The sequence below is a fragment of the Streptomyces sp. NPDC002566 genome (assembly GCF_042889585.1).
Lineage (GTDB): Bacteria > Actinomycetota > Actinomycetes > Streptomycetales > Streptomycetaceae > Streptomyces.
Window position 1 is genome coordinate 885,858 of the sequence record NZ_JBIARD010000003.1, and the last position, 17,521, is coordinate 903,378.

The following is a 17,521-nucleotide window of genomic DNA, read 5'->3' on the forward strand; positions in this document are numbered from 1 at the left end:
GTAGACGCGCCTGCACGGACACTGCGCGAGGGTCTTCGCCATTGTCAGCAGATGCCGGAGCGCCTCGCTTGTGGAGACGGTCCATAGGGGGCATCCGTTCCCCCGATCGCCACGCATATGCCGAGGGACGGCCGAAAAGGACACGGCCGTCCCAGGTCAGACGGACGGTCGGGGTAACGGTCCATCAGAAAAATCCGCGAAACCTTCGCGGGAGGCGGAAGCGGCAGCGCCGGCGCGGCCCCGCCGCCCGTCCCTCGGGGTCGCTCAGGCCCGGCCCGGGAAGAAGATCTTCACCTCGCGCTCGGCGGACTCCTCGGAGTCGGAGGCGTGAATCAGGTTCTCGCGGACGATGACGCCGTAGTCGCCGCGGATGGAGCCGGGCGCGGCGGCGATCGGGTCGGTGGGGCCGGCGAGCGCGCGCACGCCCTCGATGACCCGCTCGCCCTCCACGATCAGCGCGACGACCGGCCCGGACGACATGAACTCCACGAGCGGCTCGTAAAAGGGCTTGCCCTTGTGCTCGCCGTAGTGCTGCTCCAGCGTCTCCTGGTCCAGCGTGCGCAGCTCCAGCGCCGTGATCCGCCAGCCGGCCTTGCGCTCGATACGGCTGATGATCTCGCCGGTCAGGCCTCGACGGACGGCGTCGGGCTTGAGCAGGACGAGGGTGCGCTGGCTCACGGGAGGACTCCTTCTACTGCCGGTGTGCGGTGGGATGAGGTTACAGGGCGTGTCCGCGCGCCCGTCACACAGCGTCAGCAGCGTCCGGGGACGGGGCGTCCGCCTGCGCCGCGAAGCGGGCCTTCGCCTCGTCGATCTTGCGGCCGTAGTGCACGGACGCCCACCACAGGGCGCCGAAGAGGACGCCCAGCACGAACATCATCGGGACGACGAAGCCGGCGGCGACCAGGGCGATCTGGAGGGCCCAGCCCAGGGCCACTCCCCCGGGCCGGGTCACCATGGCGCACAGCAGCACGCTGAGCAGCATGGCGACGCCGCACACCGTCCACACCGTGGACATGGACAGGTCGGGGTCCTTCATGGCGACCAGGCCGGCGAAGCCGATGATGAAGAACTCGCCGATCAGGGTCGAGGAACAGAGCGTGCGCATGGACTCAGCCCTTCAGCAGCAGCCGGGCTTCCCCGACGGTGATGACGGATCCGGTGACCAGGACGCCGCCGCCGGCGAACTCGCCCTCCTCCTCGGCGAGCGTGATCGCCGCCTCCAGGGCGTCGGGCAGCCGGGGCTCTACCTGGACGCGGTCCTCGCCGAACACCTCGACGGCGATCGCGGCGAGCTCGTCCGCGTCCATCGCGCGGTGGCTGGAGTTCTGCGTGACGACGATCTCCGCGAAGATCGGCTCGAAGGCCTCCAGGAGCCCGCGCACGTTCTTGTCGCCGCTCGCGCCGACGACGCCGATCAGCCGGCTGAAGTCGAACGCCTCGCCGATCGCCTCGGCGGTGGCCCGGGCGCCGGCCGGGTTGTGGGCGGCGTCCAGCACGACGGTCGGCGACCGGCGTACGACCTCCAGGCGGCCCGGCGAGGACACCGCGGCGAACGCCTTGCGGACGGTGTCGATGTCCAGCGGCTCGGGTCGCTGGGCGCCCACGCCGAAGAACGCCTCGACGGCGGCGAGCGCGACGGCCGCGTTGTGGGCCTGGTAGGGGCCGTGCAGCGGGAGGTACACCTCGGGGTACTCGCCGCCGAGACCGCGCAGGGTGAGCAGCTGCCCGCCGACGGCGACCTGCCGGGACACGATCCCGAACTCAAGGCCCTCGCGGGCGACCGTGGCGTCCACCTCGACGGCCTTCTTCAGCAGCACCTGGGCGGCGTCGACGGGCTGCTGGGCCAGGATGACCGTCGCGTCCTGCTTGACGATCCCGGCCTTCTCGCCGGCGATCGCGCCGGGCGTCTCACCGAGCCGGTCGGTGTGGTCCAGGTCGATGGGGGTGATGACGGCCACGTCCCCGTCGATCACGTTGGTGGCGTCCCAGGAGCCGCCCATGCCCACCTCGACCACGGCGACGTCGACGGGCGCGTCGGCGAAGGCGGCGTACGCCATGCCGGTGAGCACCTCGAAGAAGGACAGCCGGTACTCCTGCTGGGCGTCGACCATCTCGATGTACGGCTTGATGTCCTGGTACGTCTCGACGAACCGCTCGGCGGAGATCGGCGCGCCGTCCAGGCTGATCCGCTCGGTGATCGACTGGACGTGCGGGGAGGTGTACCGGCCGGTGCGCAGCTCGAACGCGCCGAGCAGGGCCTCGATCATGCGGGCGGTGGAGGTTTTGCCGTTCGTGCCCGTGATGTGCAGGGAGGGGTACGAGCGCTGCGGGTCCCCGAGGACGTCCATCAGCGCGGCGATGCGGGCGACGGACGGCTCCAGCTTGGTCTCGCCCCACCGCGTGGCCAGCTCCGTCTCGACCTCGCGCAGCGCCTTGTCGACCTCCGGGTCCTCGGGGCGCGCGGGCACGTCGGAGCTCGGCGGGCCGCCCTGCGTGCGCAGGGTGCGGCTGCCGGCCTCGATCACCGCGAGATCGGGGTCGCGATCTGTCTCGGCCGCGATGAGTTCTTCGAAGGCGTCGAGGGAGTCGGGCGTGTCATGGGGGCCGTTGCCGGGGTCTTCGTCGCTCACGGGGCCAGTCTACGGACGGCCGAGGACAGAGATGGGCGAAGGCCCCCGGAGCTGGATGAACACTGCTGGTTGCTCCGGGGGCCTTCGGCCGCTGTCACGCCGCTCACGCCTGGGGCAGGCGCTCCATCTGGGCCTGGATGCGGGCGATGTCGTCGTCCGCCTTCGCCAGCCTGGTGCGGATCTTGTCCACGACCTGGTCGGGCGCCTTGGCGAGGAAGGCCTCGTTGCCGAGCTTGGCGTTCGCCTGGGCCTTCTCCTTCTCCGCAGCGGCCAGGTCCTTCGCCAGCCGCTTGCGCTCCGCCGCCACGTCGATCGTGCCGGACAGGTCGAGGGCGACCGTGGCGCCCGCGACGGGCAGGGTCGCCGTCGCCGCGAAGGCGTCGCCCTCCGGCTGGAGGCGCAGCAGCTGGCGGATGGCGGCCTCGTGCGGCGCCAGGGCGGTGCCGTCGAGGGTCAGCCGGGCGGGGACCCGCTGGCCGGGCTGGAGGCCCTGGTCGGCGCGGAAGCGGCGGACCTCGGTGATGACCGACTGGAGCGTCTCGATCTCACGCTCGGCGGCCGCGTCCCGGAAGCCGCTGTCGGTGGGCCACTCGGCGATGACGACCGACTCGCCGCCGGTCAGCGTCGTCCACAGCGTCTCCGTGACGAAGGGGACCACCGGGTGCAGCAGCTTGAGGGTCACGTCGAGGACCTCGCCCAGGACCCGCTTGGAGACCTCGGCCGCCTCGCCGCCCGCCTGGAACGTGGTCTTGGACAGCTCGACGTACCAGTCGAACACCTCGTCCCACGCGAAGTGGAACAGGGCGTCGGAGAGCTTCGCGAACTGGTAGTCCTCGTAGAACGCGTCGACTTCGGCGACGACGGAATTGAGGCGGGAGAGGATCCAGCGGTCCGTGGCCGACATCGCGGACGCGTCCGGCAGCGGGCCCTCGATCGTCGCGCCGTTCATCAGCGCGAAGCGGGTCGCGTTCCAGATCTTGTTGGCGAAGTTGCGGGAACCCTGGACCCAGTCCTCGCCGATCGGGACGTCGACACCGGGGTTGGCGCCGCGGGCGAGGGTGAACCGGAGCGCGTCGGAGCCGTACTTGTCCATCCAGTCCAGCGGGTTGACCGCGTTGCCGAAGGACTTCGACATCTTCTTGCCGAACTGGTCGCGGACCATGCCGTGCAGGGCGATGGTGTGGAAGGGCGGGGTGCCGTCCATCGCGTACAGGCCGAACATCATCATCCGGGCGACCCAGAAGAAGAGGATGTCGTAACCGGTGACCAGGACGGAGTTCGGGTAGAACTTCGCGAGCGACTCGGTCTGTTCGGGCCAGCCGAGCGTGGAGAACGGCCACAGGCCGGAGGAGAACCAGGTGTCGAGGACGTCGGTGTCCTGACGCCAGCCCTCGCCGGTGGGCGGCTCCTCGTCGGGTCCGGCGCAGACGACCTCGCCGTTCGGGCCGTACCAGACCGGGATGCGGTGGCCCCACCACAACTGACGTGAGATGCACCAGTCGTGGAGGTTGTCGACCCAGTCGAAGTACCGCTTCTCCATCTCCTGCGGGTGGATCTTGACGCGTCCGTCGCGGACGGCGTCACCGGCCGCCTTGGCGAGCGGGCCGACCTTGACCCACCACTGCATGGAAAGGCGCGGCTCGATGGTGGTCTTGCAGCGCGAGCAGTGGCCGACGCTGTGGGCGTACGGCCGCTTCTCGGCGACGATCCGGCCCTCGGCGCGCAGCGCGGCGACGATGGCGGAGCGGGCCTCGAGCCGGTCCAGGCCCTGGAAGGGGCCGTGGGCGGTGATGACCGCGTGCTCGTCCATGACGGTGAGGGACGGCAGGTCGTGGCGCCGGCCGATCTCGAAGTCGTTCGGGTCGTGGGCCGGGGTGACCTTGACGGCGCCCGTGCCGAACTCGGGGTCGACGTGCTCGTCGGCGACGACCGGGATGGAACGGTCGGTCAGCGGCAGCTTGATGAGCTTGCCGACCAGGTGCTTGTAGCGCTCGTCGTCGGGGTGAACGGCGACGGCGGTGTCACCGAGCATGGTCTCGGCGCGGGTGGTGGCGACGACGAGCGTCTCGTCGCCCTCGCCGTACTTGATGGAGACGAGCTCGCCGTCGTCGTCCTGGTACTCCACCTCGATGTCCGAGATGGCGGTCAGGCAGCGCGGACACCAGTTGATGATGCGCTCGGCGCGGTAGATCAGCTCGTCGTCGTAGAGCCGCTTGAAGATGGTCTGGACGGCCTGGGAGAGGCCCTCGTCCATGGTGAAGCGCTCGCGCGACCAGGCGACGCCGTCGCCGAGGCGGCGCATCTGGCCGGAGATCTGCCCGCCGGACTCGCCCTTCCACTGCCAGACCCGCTCGACGAACGCCTCACGGCCGAGGTCGTGGCGGGACTTGCCCTCCTTGCCGAGCTCGCGCTCGACGACGTTCTGGGTGGCGATGCCGGCGTGGTCCATGCCGGGCTGCCACAGCGTCTCGTAGCCCTGCATCCGCTTGCGGCGGGTCAGGGCGTCGATGAGGGTGTGCTCGAAGGCGTGCCCGAGGTGCAGGCTGCCCGTGACGTTCGGCGGCGGGATGACGATGGTGTACGGCGGCTTGTCGCTCTTCGCGTCCGCGTCGAAGTAACCCCGCTCCACCCAGCGCTCGTACAGCGGCCCCTCTACGTCGGCCGGCGCGTACTGGGTCGGCAGTTCGGTGCTGGGCGCTGGTGGCTGCTGCTGAGCGTTCTCGGTCACGGGCTCAGTTTAGGGGTGTCACGGGGCAGTCCCGAAACGCCTTTGTTCTGTAACGGTGAGGGCCCCACCGCCGAAGGGCCCCACGGCTTGGGACAGGATGTGAGAACTACATAAGCATCTGGAGGGGAACCCAGGAATGAGCTACAACCAGCCGGGCCCGTACGGCGGGCAGCAGCCTCAGCAGCCCGGTCCGTACGGCCAGCCCGGTCCGTACGGCCAGCCGCCGCAGGCCCCGCAGCCCGGCTATGGCTACCCCCAGCAGCCCCCGGCCCCGCAGCCGGGTTACGGCCACCCCCAGCAGCAGCCGGGCCCGTACGGTCAGCAGCCGCCCACCGCGCCCATGGGCCAGGTGCCCTACGGCCAGCCCCCGTACGGCGTTCCGCAGCCGCCGCCGCCGGCCGGCGGCGGCAAGAAGAAGGCCGCGATCGTCATCGGCGCGGTGGCGGTCGTGGCCGCGATAGCGGTGGGTGTGACGCTCCTCCTCGGCAACAGCGGCGGTTCGGACATCGCCGACGACGGCCCGCACAAGCTGACCACTCCGGCGACCGTGCTTGCCGAGTACAAGACGGACTCAAGCAAAGGCGACAGCCTGACCTCAGAGGACGTCAAGGACGCCGAGAAGTGGGGGGTGAAGAACCCGAAGGACGTGAGCGCCTCGTACCTGGCCGGCAACCCGGACAACCCCCTGTCGCAGAAGATGCTCCAGTTCGGCGGTGTCTATGGCGAGATCGCCGACCCCGAGAAGGTCGTCGACGCCTTCCTGGCGCACATGAAGTCCGAGTCCGGTAAGGAGGAGGACGGCATGAAGGTCACCATGACCGGTGAGCCGAAGTCCTACGACTCCGCCGACGGGGCGGTCCTCAAGTGCCAGGACGCCACGATGGAGTCCAAGGAGAGCACCAGCGAGGGGCCGAGCACTATGAAAGTCTCGTACTGCGCGTGGGGCGACTACAGCACGCTGGGCTTCGTGATGCCCATGGACCTCGCCAACATCGCCGCCGAGAAGGCCACGGACCAGGCGGCCGCCGCCGACCTCACCGGCAGGTTCCGCGAGGAGGTCCGGGTCAAGGCCTGATGCGGTTGCAAGGGGCCGGTCTCGCTGACCGGCCTCCCGCCACCACGTCAGGCGAGTTCGCAGGCCTGGGTCGCATCCGTTGGGCGGACACCGGCGTTGACGAGCGCCCGATAGCACGTAGGGTGCGGGAACTTGCCGGAGCCGATGGGCAGCGGGAGCGCCGGATGACTGCATGCCCCCTTCACCATGACGCCCACGGCGTACCCTGCGTCGCCGATGTAGTTCACACAGGTGCTCTTGTTGGCACTCGCCGGCGAGGCCGCCAGGATCGGCAGCGCTCCTGCTGCCACCACCACACCGGCCATAGCAACCATGCGCTTCGCTCGCTGAAAAGTCATCGGATCCCTCCCGTTTCACACAGCTGAACATTCGAACACATGTCCAACCTGGTCAGGTGGATTCGATCATGAATGCAGTCTCGGATCCAGCGCCCCCAGAACAGTGACCCGATCCAATCGGTCCTTGGCCGAGACGTCGACGGGGTCGGCATTGGAATCGGCAGCCTGCCCGCCGGCGCTGGAACGCTCAGGCGGTGTTGGCCTCGCCCGAACGAGGGCGCTCCCACCGCAACACGCGGTCGGAGCGCCCTCGTTCTGGTGTGGGGCGGCGGTGCTACGCCGTCTTCTGCTCCCCCGGGCCCCGGCCGCGGGCGTCGCGCGGGATCAGGGTGGGGTTGACGTTGGAGTGGACGACGTCGGCGGTGATGACGACGCGGGCCACGTCCTTGCGGGAGGGCACCTCGTACATCACCGACATCAGGACCTCCTCCATGATGGCGCGCAGGCCGCGCGCGCCGGTCTGGCGGAGGATCGCCTGGTCGGCGATGGCCTCGAGAGCCTCGCGCTCGAAGTCCAGCTCCACGCCGTCGAGTTCGAAGAGGCGCTGGTACTGCTTGACCAGCGCGTTGCGCGGCTCGATGAGGATCTGGAGCAGGGCCTCGCGGTCCAGGTTGTGCACCGAGGTGATGACGGGAAGGCGGCCGATGAACTCGGGGATCATGCCGAACTTGACCAGGTCCTCGGGCATGACGTCCTCGAACTGGTCCTTGGCCTCCAGCTCCCGCTTGGAGCGGATCGTCGCGCCGAAGCCGATGCCCTTGGCGCCGGCCCGGGTCTCGATGATCTTCTCCAGGCCCGCGAAGGCGCCGCCCACGATGAACAGGACGTTCGTCGTGTCGATCTGGATGAACTCCTGGTGCGGGTGCTTGCGGCCGCCCTGCGGCGGCACCGAGGCCGTGGTGCCCTCGAGGATCTTCAGCAGGGCCTGCTGGACGCCCTCGCCGGACACGTCACGCGTGATGGAGGGGTTCTCGCTCTTGCGCGCGACCTTGTCGATCTCGTCGATGTAGATGATCCCGGTCTCGGCCTTCTTGACGTCGTAGTCGGCCGCCTGGATCAGCTTCAGCAGGATGTTCTCGACGTCCTCGCCGACGTATCCCGCCTCGGTGAGCGCGGTGGCGTCGGCGATCGCGAACGGGACGTTCAGCATGCGCGCGAGGGTCTGCGCGAGGAGGGTCTTGCCGGAGCCCGTGGGGCCCAGCAGGAGGATGTTGGACTTCGCCAACTCGATGGCGTCGTCACGGCCTTGGGCGCCGCCGTTCTCGCCGGCCTGGACCCGCTTGTAGTGGTTGTACACCGCGACGGAAAGGGCCTTCTTCGCGGGCTCCTGGCCGACGACGTACCCCTCCAGGAACTCGTAGATCTCGCGGGGCTTGGGGAGTTCCTCCCAGCGCACCTCGCTCGTCTCGGCGAGTTCCTCCTCGATGATCTCGTTGCAGAGATCGATGCACTCGTCGCAGATGTACACACCGGGCCCTGCGATGAGCTTCTTGACCTGCTTCTGGCTCTTGCCGCAGAACGAGCACTTGAGCAGATCGCCGCCGTCACCGATGCGTGCCACGGTGTGCTTCCCCTTCGCCTGGGAGACGACTGGACGCTAAGAGTCCAGCGGCTCCTGGTGCTGCCTTATGTCCGACGGTACCTTGCCGGGCCCCCCGTTCGGGCCCCCCTTGGCACGGTTCACTGCGACCCACCGCACGTGGACCGTGTCACACACCGCGCCAAGGGGCGGCGGACGTTACCACGCCCGCGTCAGCGTACTTCGCTGTTGTTCATCTTCCGGGTGGAGATGATCTGGTCGACCAGGCCGTACTCCAGCGCCTCCTCGGCCGTGAGGATCTTGTCGCGCTCGATGTCCTCGCGGATCTTCTCGATCGGCTGGTTGGAGTGCTTGGCCAGCATGTTCTCCAGCTGGTCGCGCATCCGGGTGAACTCCTTGGCGATGATCTCCAGGTCGGAGAGCTGCCCGCGGCCGGTGGAGCCGGCCGGCTGGTGGATCAGCACGCGGGAGTTCGGCAGGGCCATGCGCTTGCCGGGCGTACCGGCGGCGAGCAGGATCGCCGCGGCGGAGGCAGCCTGGCCCATGCAGACGGTCTGGATGTCCGGCTTCACGAACTGCATCGTGTCGTAGATGGCCGTGAGGGCGGTCATGTCGCCGCCGGGGCTGTTGATGTAGACCGAGATGTCCCGGTCGGGGTCCATCGACTCCAGGCACAGCAGCTGCGCCATGACGTCGTTGGCGGAGGCGTCGTCGATCTGGACGCCGAGGAAGATCACGCGCTCCTCGAAGAGCTTCGCGTACGGGTCGTACTCGCGGATGCCCTGGGAGGTGCGCTCGACGAAGCGCGGGACCACGTAGCGGCTGTCGGGCCGGGGCCCTTCGTACTGGCCGCTGGCGGCGCCGGGGAAGTTGCTCATGTGCGTGTTCACCATCCTGGTGCGTTACGGGCTGAAGTCTCGGCGGTGCGGGGCGAGGCCGGAGCGGTCAGGCTCCGGTGCCGCCGCCTCCCGGAACACCGGAGGCATGCGTGATGATCTCGTCGATGAGGCCGTAGTCCTTGGCCTCCTGCGGGGTGAACCAGCGGTCGCGGTCGCCGTCGCGGATGATCGCCTCGACCGTCTGGCCCGAGTGCTGGGCGGTCAGCTCCGACATGCGCTTCTTGGTCCGCAGCAGGTACTCGGCCTGGATCTTGATGTCCGAGACGGTACCGCCGAGGCCGGCGGAGCCCTGGTGCATCATGATGTCGGCGTGGGGCAGCGCGAAGCGCTTGCCGGCCGCGCCGCCGGTCAGCAGGAACTGGCCCATGGACGCGGCCATGCCCATGGCGATGGTGACCACGTCGTTCGGGATGTACTGCATCGTGTCGTAGATCGCCATGCCTGCCGTCACCGAGCCGCCGGGGCTGTTGATGTACAGGTAGACGTCCTTGGTCGGGTCCGCGGCCAGGAGCAGCAGCTGTGCGGTGATCTTGTTGGCGATGTCGTCGTCGACCTGCTGTCCGAGGAAGATGATTCGCTCGTTGAGCAGCCGGTTGTAGACCTGGTCACCGAGGCCGCCACCGATGGAAGGCTCGCCGGCGGCGGAGGGCATCAGATTCGTCACGTATCCACCTGCTCGTCTTACGACGGCGCCGGGCCGTCTCACGTGTTCTGCCGGGGCGTGGGGCCGTCCGGCGGTTCGGCGACTCCCCTGCCCTCGTATTCATGGACCCTAACGCGCGGGTCCCTTCGGGGAATCCCGGAGAGGTGAGTGTTCGCCGGGGGCGTAGAGCTCCGCCGGGGCGCTCCGCCGGGGGTGGGGGCGGATCGTCGCGGGGTGCTTGCGGCGGTCATCGGGCTGCGGGGCGGTCGGTGGTTGATCGCGCCCGCGCGGCGGAGCCGCATTTCGGCACAGCCCCGCGCCCCTGGGTGGTCTGCCCCGGCGTACGCCGAAGGGGCCCCGGAGCTTGATCGCCCCAGGGCCCCTTCTGACTGCTTCAGCGGTGACGCTCGGCTGCTCAGGCCTCGTTCTTGTCCTCGGAGGTCTCCGCCTCGGCGGAGGCGGTCTCCTCGGTCTCCTCGTCCTCGTCGTCGAGGTCGATGACCTCGCCGTTGGTGTCCTTCACCGTGGCGGACTCGACGACCAGGGCCAGGGCCTTGCCGCGGGCGACCTCGCCGACCAGGAGCGGAACCTGGCCGCCCTCGACGACCGCCTGGGCGAACTGGTCGGGGGACATGCCGGAGGAGGCGGCACGGCGCATGAGGTGCTCGGTGAGCTCCTCCTGGTTGACGTTGAGCTTCTCGCGCTTGACGAGCTCGTCCAGGACGAACTGGGTCTTGATGCCCTTGACCGCGGCCTCGCGGGTCTCGGTCTCGAACTCCTCGGCGGTCTTGCCCTGGATCTCCAGGTACTTGTCGAGGGTCAGGCCCATCTGACCGAGCTGGTGGTGCTCGAGGTTGTGCTTGCGGGTGTTGACCTCGTCCTCGAGCAGCTTCTCGGGGACGGGCACCTCGACGAGCTCCAGGAGCTTCTCCAGGACGCGCTCCTGGGCCTGGGTGGCCTGGTCGAACTGCTTCATGTCGGCGAGACGCTTGCGGCTGTCGGCCTTCATCTCGTCGAGCGTGTCGAACTCGGAGGCGAGCTGCGCGAAGTCGTCGTCCAGCTCGGGGAGTTCACGCGCGGCGACCTGGGTGACCTTGACGGTGACCTCGGCCTCCTTGCCGGCCGCGGAACCGCCCTTGAGCTCGGAGGTGAAGGTGGTCTCGCCACCGGCCTCCAGGCCCTTGACGGCCTCGTCGATGCCGTCGAGGAGCTCGCCGGAGCCGATGGTGTAGGAGACGCCGCTCGCGACGCCGTCCTCCAGCACCTCGCCGTCGACCTTGGCCTCGAGGTCGACGGTGACGACGTCGCCGTCCTCGGCGGCGCGCTCCACCGGGGAGGTGGAGGCGAAGCGCTCACGGAGCTGCTCGACGGACTTCTCGACGTCCTCGTCGGTCACCTCGACGGCGTCGACCTCGACCTCGATGGAGGAGAAGTCCTCCGGGAGGTCCAGGGAGGGGCGGATGTCGACCTCGGCGGTGAAGTTCAGCGTCTCGCCGTCCTTCAGCTCGGTGATGTCGACCTCCGGCTGGCCGAGGACGTCGATCTCGGCCTCGTTGACCGCCTCGGTGTAGAACTTCGGAAGCGCGTCGTTGACGGCCTCCTCCAGGACCGCACCGCGGCCGAACCGCTGGTCGATGACGCGGGCAGGGATCTTGCCCTTGCGGAAGCCCTTCACCGTGACCTGCTGGTTGATCTTCTTGTACGCCGCGTCGAGGCTGTCCTTGAGCTCCTCGAAGGGCACCTCGACAGTGAGCCGAACCCGGGTCGGGTTCAGGGTCTCCACGGCGCTCTTCACGGTTCGGTCTCCTTGTGGCTGACTTCTTGGGTTTCGCCGGAGCCAGACAGGTCCGGCGATTCGCCGCCCGGGATTCTCAGGCCGAGTGGGCTCGGGACACACGGGCGCGCAGTTTGCATAGTAGCCGCAGCCGGGGGACCGCCCAAAAGACGATCGACGGCCAGGCGTACGGCGGGATCGCGCAGGCGGTTCGCGCAGGTGGTCGGGGTGGCGGGATTTGAACCCACGGCCTTCCGCTCCCAAAGCGGACGCGCTACCAAGCTGCGCCACACCCCGTCTGGTGCGACACGTAGGGTACATGCCCGCGGCCCGCCCGACCGCCGCATTTACCGAGCGTCGACGCGACCGGAGGACCACAGTGTGCGACGGGGCGACCGGACCCGCTACGATGCCTGCAGTGCCGCGGCCACACCGTGGCGCGTCCTGTGCGGGCGTAGCTCAATGGTAGAGCCCTAGTCTTCCAAACTAGCTACGCGGGTTCGATTCCCGTCGCCCGCTCTGCACGACTCAGGGCCAGGCCGGAGGATCACTCCTCCACCTGGCCCTGATCGCTTTCGGGGGTCCCGATCAGTCCGTCGCGCCCCCCGCGTGCCCCTTGGGCTCAGCCGGTCACGCTGGAAAGAAGGGGCGAGTCGGCGCGGATGATCCAGGTTGCGCCGGATGCAGCCCGGCGATCTGGCTCAGGGACTTACGTTCGGAGGCCGGCTGGTGCTGGCTGCCGCCGTCACGATGCTCGGCATCGGCGTCGGCGCCGCCATCTCCCTCGTCACCGCTTTGCGCCGCAGGGGCCATCGCAAGCGGCTGCTCGCCGAACGCCGCGGTCCCGGTGGCAGCCACCCCGCACAGCCGCTGTGAGCCCCGGCGCCGGTCCCGACCGGCAGTGCAGCGCCGCCGGGCTCGGGCCGCGCGCCAGGTGAAGAGAACCCGGCGTGATCGGGAAGGGCTCCGACGCCCCGTTCAGAAGCTGATCTGGTTGATCGTCTCCGCCAGGGAGTTGAGGAAGCGGTTGATCGAGGGGGCCATGCCGGTCGAGGCGAGGAAGAAGCCGAAGAGGATCGCGACGATGGCGGGGCCCGCCTTGATGGAGCCGCCCCGGATCAGGACGACCAGGACGATCGCCAACAGCAGCACCACTGACAGTGAGATGGCCACAACTGATCACACACCCTCGGTCGGTTCCGCACTGCCGGCCCGGGGTCGCGACCCCGCGTACCCCGCAGAGACCATCGTGCCACCAACAGGCCCCTTATATGCGGCCCGTGACGCATCCTCGACGCCGACCGTCCCTCACGTATCGCGCGCGGGGCATGGGAAAAGGGCCTCGCACCGTAATTCGAGGGCCTGTTCCCGCAGTTCGTTCACAACTGCTGCGTAAAGGATTCGAATTGTGGCGGGAGGCGGGTGACTACGGGCCCACAACCGGCGGTATGTACTTTTTAGTCTGGATGATTCACGACATTCGGGGCGCTCTGTGACCCACAAGACAGCAATGCGAGCGCCGAGTTCGGCTAATTCGCGGGCAGCCGGGCTCGGATAATGAGAAACACACTCACGCGTTTCACGGATCGCCGCGGACAACGCTAGGGTGCCTCAGATGTTCCACGCCGCTTCGTCTCTCGTGCCGAGCCCGCGCTCTTCCCCGAGCGAGAAAGATCAGCGCCGGGAGTCCCCGGACAGACGGCCCGAACAGCGCGACGCGTTCTTCGACAACGCCAAGTACCTGGCGATCGTGCTGGTCGCGGTGGCTCATTCCTGGGAGCCCCTCAAGGGCGGCGACCGGCCGCTCCAGGCGGCGTATCTCGTGGTGTACGCGTTCCACATGCCGGCCTTCATCGTCATCTCCGGCTACTTCTCCCGCCGTTTCGACGCGAGCCAGAACCGGCTGAAGCGGCTGGTCACCGGCGTCGCCGTGCCGTACGTCGTGTTCCAGGCCGGCTACACCCTCTTCGCGCGCTACGCCGGCGGCAACGCCGACCAGGAGCTCAATCTCCTCGACCCGTACTACCTGACGTGGTTCCTGTGCGCGCTGTTCGTCTGGCGGCTGACCACCCCCGTGTGGAACCTGCTCCGCCGTCCGCTGCCGGTCGCGCTCGCCGTCGCCATGCTGGCGTCGCTCTCCCCCGCCATCGGCGACGACCTCGACCTCCAGCGTCTGCTGCAGTTCCTGCCGTTCTTCGTGCTGGGGCTGTGCCTGAGGCCCGAGCACTTCCAGCTGGTGCGCCGCCGTACGGCGCGGATCGCCGCCGTGCCGCTGTTCGCCCTCTCGCTGGCCTTCGCCTACTGGGCGGTGCCTCGGATGGACCACGCCTGGTTCTACCACCGTGACTCCGCGCAGGAGATGGGCGCGCCCTGGTGGGTCGGCCCGCTCATGCAACTCGCCATGTTCGGCTGTTCGTTGCTGCTGACCGCCTGCTTCCTCGCGCTGGTTCCGGGTCGCACGACCTGGTTCACCTCGCTCGGCGCGGGCACCCTGTACGGCTATCTGCTGCACGGCTTCCTGCTCAAGAGCGCCATCTACGCCGGGCTGTTCGAGCCGGCCTGGCTGCACGGCCCGCTCGGCGTGATCGCCGTCAGCCTGACCGTGGGCGCCGCCGTCACCCTGCTGTGCACCGAGCCCGTCCGGCGGGTGTTCCGGTGCGTGGTGGAGCCGGGGATGGAGTGGGCGTTCCGCCGGGACGCCGCCCGTGAGGCGCGGGAACGCGAGCAGGAGCGGGAGCGTCTGCGTGCGAGGGAGCAGCGGCGCGAGAGCGTCTCGGCCTAGCCGGCCGTCCCGGTGCCGTCGGTGAGGCCGAGCAGCGCGCGCATGTGCGCGTACTTCCCGGTCAGCCGGGACCTGGTCGGGGCGTCCAGAACGGCCAGCCGGGCCGGGTCCGCGTTGTGCGCCAGGTCGGCCTCCTTCACCAGCAGCGCGCCCGGGGTGGCGAGGACGCGCCCCGCGTATGCCTCGGGTGTCTCCCCGGCCCGCTTGGTGACGGCCAGCACGACCGCTTTCGTACGGTCGCTCAGCGCGGCCTCGCGCAGCCAGGTCTCCGAGAGGGCGTCGTCCTCGACGGCGTCGTGCAGCCAGGCGGCGGCGATCTGGTCGGCGTCGCCGCCCCGGTCCCGTACGCCCTCGGCGACCGCCTGGAGGTGTTCGGCGTAGGGGCGACCCGCCTTGTCGGTCTGGCCCTCGTGCGCGGCGCGGGCGAGCGCCTCGACCTCGGTCAGCGTGAGCATGCGGGACCTCTCCCTCGTGTCGGCTGCCGGCCCTGGTGGCACTAGAGAAGCGGTGGCGTCTGGGCCGTGGGGCCCTCGCGGCAGATCAGGAGCAGGGCGCGGTCGTCGTTGACGTCTTTGGCGACGGCCTCGATCAGATGCCAGGCGGCGCCCTGGAAGCCGCCGGCGACATAGCGGTCGGCCTCGCCGGTGAGGCGGTCGATGCCCTCGACGATGTCCCGGTCGGAGGTCTCCACCAGGCCGTCCGTGAACAGCATCAGCACGTCGCCGGGGCGCAGTATCCCCTTCACCGGGTCGAACTGGGCGCCCTCGTAGACACCGAGCAGCGGGCCCTCGGCCGCCTTCTCCTCCCAGCGGCCGCTGCCCGCGCTGAGCTGGAGGCCCGGCGGATGCCCGGCCGAGTACAGCTCGTAGTCGCCGGAGTCGAGGTCCAGGACGAGGTGGATGGAGGTGGCGAAGCCCTCGTCCCAGTCCTGGCGCAGGAGATAGCCGTTGGCGGCGGGCAGGAAGGCGTGCGGGGGCAGCGAGCCGAGCAGGCCGCCGAAGGCGCCGGACAGCAGCAGGGCGCGCGAGCCGGCGTCCATGCCCTTGCCGGAGACGTCGGTGAGGACGACCTCCATGGTGCGGCCGCCGTTGGTGCGGGCGGCGACGACGAAGTCGCCGGAGAACGACTGGCCGCCGGCGGGCCGCAGCGCCATCTCGCGGTGCCAGCCCTTCGGCAGCGTCGGCAACTTGCTCTGCACACGGATGCGTTCACGCAGGTCGAACAGCATCGTGCCGCCGCGCCGCCACGGCACGCCGACCCGGCTGCGGAACTGGGCGATGAGCAGCCCGAAGAGGCCGCAGGCCGCGACGACGAGCACGACGCCCGGGGTGACCCGGGAGGGGCCCTCGGTGTACGGGCCGAGTTGCACCGACTCCACGATGAGGGCCGTGGCCGCCGCCGCGTACAGGCCCAACAGGCTCGCGGGGCGCAGCAGGAGACCGCCCGCAACGATCGGCAGCACGAGCGCGGCCGGCGAGCACCAGACGGAGTTGGCGAGGGTGGTGGCGGCGATCAGCGGGACGGTGAGCAGCAGTCCGGCGAGCGCGATCCAGTCCGAGCCGTCGCCGCGGAAGTAGTCGACGGCGCTCCGGCGCACGCCGGTGCGGACCCGGTGCACGAGGTGCTTCAACCGGGCCGTAGACGTCTCGGCTTCCGCTCGCCGCTGTCGTCCTGCCGCCATTAATTCGGGACCCTATCCATCCGACCCGCCGCTTGGCACGGGAGGTCCCACTTGTCCCCCGTCCGAGCTTCGAACTTCACAGTGAACGGCACGGAAAGCGATTCCGCCGCGAGGAGGGAGAAATTCCCTGGCTCGTCCCGCATTGCGCTGGTAGGCATGATTCATGACGACTGAGGCGACGGGGCGCGCGCCCCTTCCGGCCGCGGCTCTCACGGTGCTGCGGCAGGACGGTTGGGACGAATGGTACGACAATCTGGTGCGCGCCTTCGGTGGCGTCGACGATGCCGGTGAGGAGCGTGAGTTGTGGAGAGCGCTCACTCCGTACGAGCGTTCCCTGGCCGCCTGGGACGGCGACCTGTTGGTGGGGACCGCGGGGGCGTTCGACTTCCGGTTGACGGTGCCCGGCGGGGCCTCGGTGCCGGCCGCGGGCGTGACGATGGTCTCCGTGGCGGCCACGCACCGGCGGCGCGGCGTCCTGACCTCGATGATGCGGCGCCAGCTCGACGACATACGCGCGTGGGGCGAGCCGTTGGCCGTCCTCACCGCCTCCGAGCCCGCGATCTACGGCCGGTTCGGGTACGGCGCGGCGACCTCCTCCCTCCACGCCGAGATCGACACCAGCCGGGTGCGGCTGTCCGTCCCGTCCGGCACCGATGACGTACGCCTGCGCTACGCCGATCCCCTGGGCAGCCTGGACGCGTGCGAGGCGCTGTACGCGCGCACGGTGCCGCTGCGGCCGGGGATGCTGGCGCGGCGGCCCGGGTGGGAGCGGCTGGGGGTGCTCGACCCGGAGAGCGCGCGGGGCGGCGCGTCGCCGCTGCAGTGCGTGCTCGCCGAGCGGGACGGCGAGGTCAGCGGGTACGCCCGGTTCCGGGTCGGTCCGCGGTGGACGGACTCCGGGCACAACGGGCAGGTGGTGCTGCAGGATCTGGTCGCGGTCGACCCTTGTTCGGGCGCGGCGCTGTGGCGGTTCCTCTTCGGGATCGACCTGACCACCTCGCTGAAGGTGCGCGGCCGGCCCGTGGACGAGAGCTGGCAGCACCTCGTCTCGGACGTGCGCCGGTGTGACCTGCGGGTGCGGGACTCGCTGTACGTGCGGCTGGTCGACGTCGGGGCCGCGCTCGAGGCGCGGACGTATCCGGCCCCGGTGGACGTGGTGTTGGAGGTCGAGGACGCCTTCTGCCCGTGGAACACGGGGCGTTGGCGGCTGACCGGCGACGCGAAGGGGGCGAGCTGTGCGCGGACGACGGACGCGGCGGATCTCGCGCTGTCGGTACGGGAGTTGGGGGCGGTGTATCTCGGGGGCGTGAGCCTGGGGTCGCTCGCCGCAGCCGGCCGGGTGCGGGAGCTGCGCCCGGGGGCGCTGGAGGAGGCGTCGGTGGCGTTCGGCGGCTGGGCGGCGCCCTGGCTGCCGCACGGCTTCTAGGG

General features: G+C 69.7%; 16 protein-coding genes and 2 tRNA genes. 5 read left to right on the forward strand and 13 right to left on the reverse strand.

Annotation, left to right across the window (positions count from 1 at the left end; all coding sequences use genetic code 11):
• Positions 1–264: 264 nt before the first annotated feature.
• The 4 genes from ndk to ACFYXA_RS16765 all read right to left on the reverse strand — a co-directional run bounded on the left by ndk (position 265) and on the right by ACFYXA_RS16765 (position 5,361).
• Positions 265–678: a nucleoside-diphosphate kinase gene (ndk, locus tag ACFYXA_RS16750; RefSeq protein WP_055515342.1), complete on the reverse strand. Its 414-nt coding sequence runs from the start codon at positions 676–678 to the stop codon at positions 265–267.
• A gap of 64 nt (positions 679–742) precedes the next feature.
• A complete protein-coding gene (locus ACFYXA_RS16755; protein ID WP_130436778.1) occupies positions 743–1,108 on the reverse strand; it encodes a DUF4233 domain-containing protein in 366 nt (121 codons plus the stop codon).
• A 4-nt stretch (positions 1,109–1,112) separates the two neighbouring features.
• Complete coding sequence (locus ACFYXA_RS16760) at positions 1,113–2,633, reverse strand: folylpolyglutamate synthase/dihydrofolate synthase family protein (RefSeq protein WP_130436777.1); 1,521 nt, start codon at positions 2,631–2,633, stop codon at positions 1,113–1,115.
• Between the two features lie 103 nt (positions 2,634–2,736).
• On the reverse strand, positions 2,737–5,361 hold the full coding sequence (locus tag ACFYXA_RS16765; RefSeq protein ID WP_389033206.1) for a valine--tRNA ligase: 2,625 nt from the start codon (positions 5,359–5,361) through the stop codon (positions 2,737–2,739).
• A gap of 136 nt (positions 5,362–5,497) precedes the next feature.
• Between ACFYXA_RS16765 and ACFYXA_RS16770 the strand changes: the two genes are divergently transcribed.
• The gene (locus ACFYXA_RS16770; protein WP_389033209.1) at positions 5,498–6,436 is read left to right on the forward strand and encodes a hypothetical protein; all 939 of its coding nucleotides are present in this window, start codon (positions 5,498–5,500) and stop codon (positions 6,434–6,436) included.
• A gap of 47 nt (positions 6,437–6,483) precedes the next feature.
• Here the strand turns inward: ACFYXA_RS16770 and ACFYXA_RS16775 are convergent, their stop codons facing one another.
• The 6 genes from ACFYXA_RS16775 to ACFYXA_RS16800 form a co-directional block, all read right to left on the reverse strand.
• Entirely contained in the window at positions 6,484–6,774 is a 291-nt protein-coding gene (locus tag ACFYXA_RS16775; RefSeq protein WP_352245123.1) for a hypothetical protein, read from the reverse strand.
• Between the two features lie 274 nt (positions 6,775–7,048).
• Complete coding sequence (gene clpX / locus ACFYXA_RS16780) at positions 7,049–8,335, reverse strand: ATP-dependent Clp protease ATP-binding subunit ClpX (RefSeq protein WP_130436774.1); 1,287 nt, start codon at positions 8,333–8,335, stop codon at positions 7,049–7,051.
• A gap of 191 nt (positions 8,336–8,526) precedes the next feature.
• Positions 8,527–9,192 carry an ATP-dependent Clp protease proteolytic subunit gene (locus tag ACFYXA_RS16785; protein ID WP_130436773.1) on the reverse strand — a complete coding sequence of 222 codons (666 nt, stop codon included), beginning with the start codon at positions 9,190–9,192 and terminating at the stop codon, positions 8,527–8,529.
• 67 nt (positions 9,193–9,259) lie between these two features.
• Positions 9,260–9,865, reverse strand: coding sequence for an ATP-dependent Clp protease proteolytic subunit (locus tag ACFYXA_RS16790; RefSeq protein ID WP_352245142.1), 606 nt, complete (start codon positions 9,863–9,865; stop codon positions 9,260–9,262).
• A gap of 406 nt (positions 9,866–10,271) precedes the next feature.
• Positions 10,272–11,651 (reverse strand): trigger factor, encoded by a 1,380-nt coding sequence (gene tig / locus ACFYXA_RS16795; protein WP_352245124.1) that lies wholly within the window; start codon positions 11,649–11,651, stop codon positions 10,272–10,274.
• A 199-nt stretch (positions 11,652–11,850) separates the two neighbouring features.
• A tRNA-Pro gene (locus ACFYXA_RS16800) sits at positions 11,851–11,927 on the reverse strand.
• 151 nt (positions 11,928–12,078) lie between these two features.
• On the opposite strand from ACFYXA_RS16800, the gene ACFYXA_RS16805 reads away from it, so the two are divergent.
• Positions 12,079–12,149, forward strand: a tRNA-Gly gene (locus tag ACFYXA_RS16805).
• Between the two features lie 210 nt (positions 12,150–12,359).
• Entirely contained in the window at positions 12,360–12,506 is a 147-nt protein-coding gene (locus ACFYXA_RS16810) for a hypothetical protein (RefSeq protein ID WP_389033213.1), read from the forward strand.
• Between the two features lie 102 nt (positions 12,507–12,608).
• Here ACFYXA_RS16810 and ACFYXA_RS16815 read toward each other — a convergent pair whose 3' ends face one another.
• A complete protein-coding gene (locus ACFYXA_RS16815; RefSeq protein WP_130436771.1) occupies positions 12,609–12,803 on the reverse strand; it encodes a hypothetical protein in 195 nt (64 codons plus the stop codon).
• A 442-nt stretch (positions 12,804–13,245) separates the two neighbouring features.
• On the opposite strand from ACFYXA_RS16815, the gene ACFYXA_RS16820 reads away from it, so the two are divergent.
• Entirely contained in the window at positions 13,246–14,412 is a 1,167-nt protein-coding gene (locus tag ACFYXA_RS16820; protein ID WP_389033216.1) for an acyltransferase family protein, read from the forward strand.
• On the opposite strand, the gene ACFYXA_RS16825 is transcribed toward ACFYXA_RS16820, so the two are convergent.
• Complete coding sequence (locus ACFYXA_RS16825; protein WP_352245127.1) at positions 14,409–14,867, reverse strand: HD domain-containing protein; 459 nt, start codon at positions 14,865–14,867, stop codon at positions 14,409–14,411. The two genes, ACFYXA_RS16820 and ACFYXA_RS16825, sit on opposite strands and share 4 nt — an antisense overlap.
• Positions 14,868–14,908: 41 nt before the next feature.
• Complete coding sequence (locus ACFYXA_RS16830) at positions 14,909–16,093, reverse strand: PP2C family protein-serine/threonine phosphatase (RefSeq protein ID WP_352245128.1); 1,185 nt, start codon at positions 16,091–16,093, stop codon at positions 14,909–14,911.
• Positions 16,094–16,256: 163 nt separating this feature from the next.
• Here ACFYXA_RS16830 and ACFYXA_RS16835 point away from each other — a divergent pair, with 163 nt between their 5' ends.
• Positions 16,257–17,519, forward strand: a complete 1,263-nt coding sequence (locus tag ACFYXA_RS16835; RefSeq protein ID WP_389033220.1) for a GNAT family N-acetyltransferase — start codon at positions 16,257–16,259, stop codon at positions 17,517–17,519.
• The last annotated feature ends 2 nt before the right edge of the window (positions 17,520–17,521 follow it).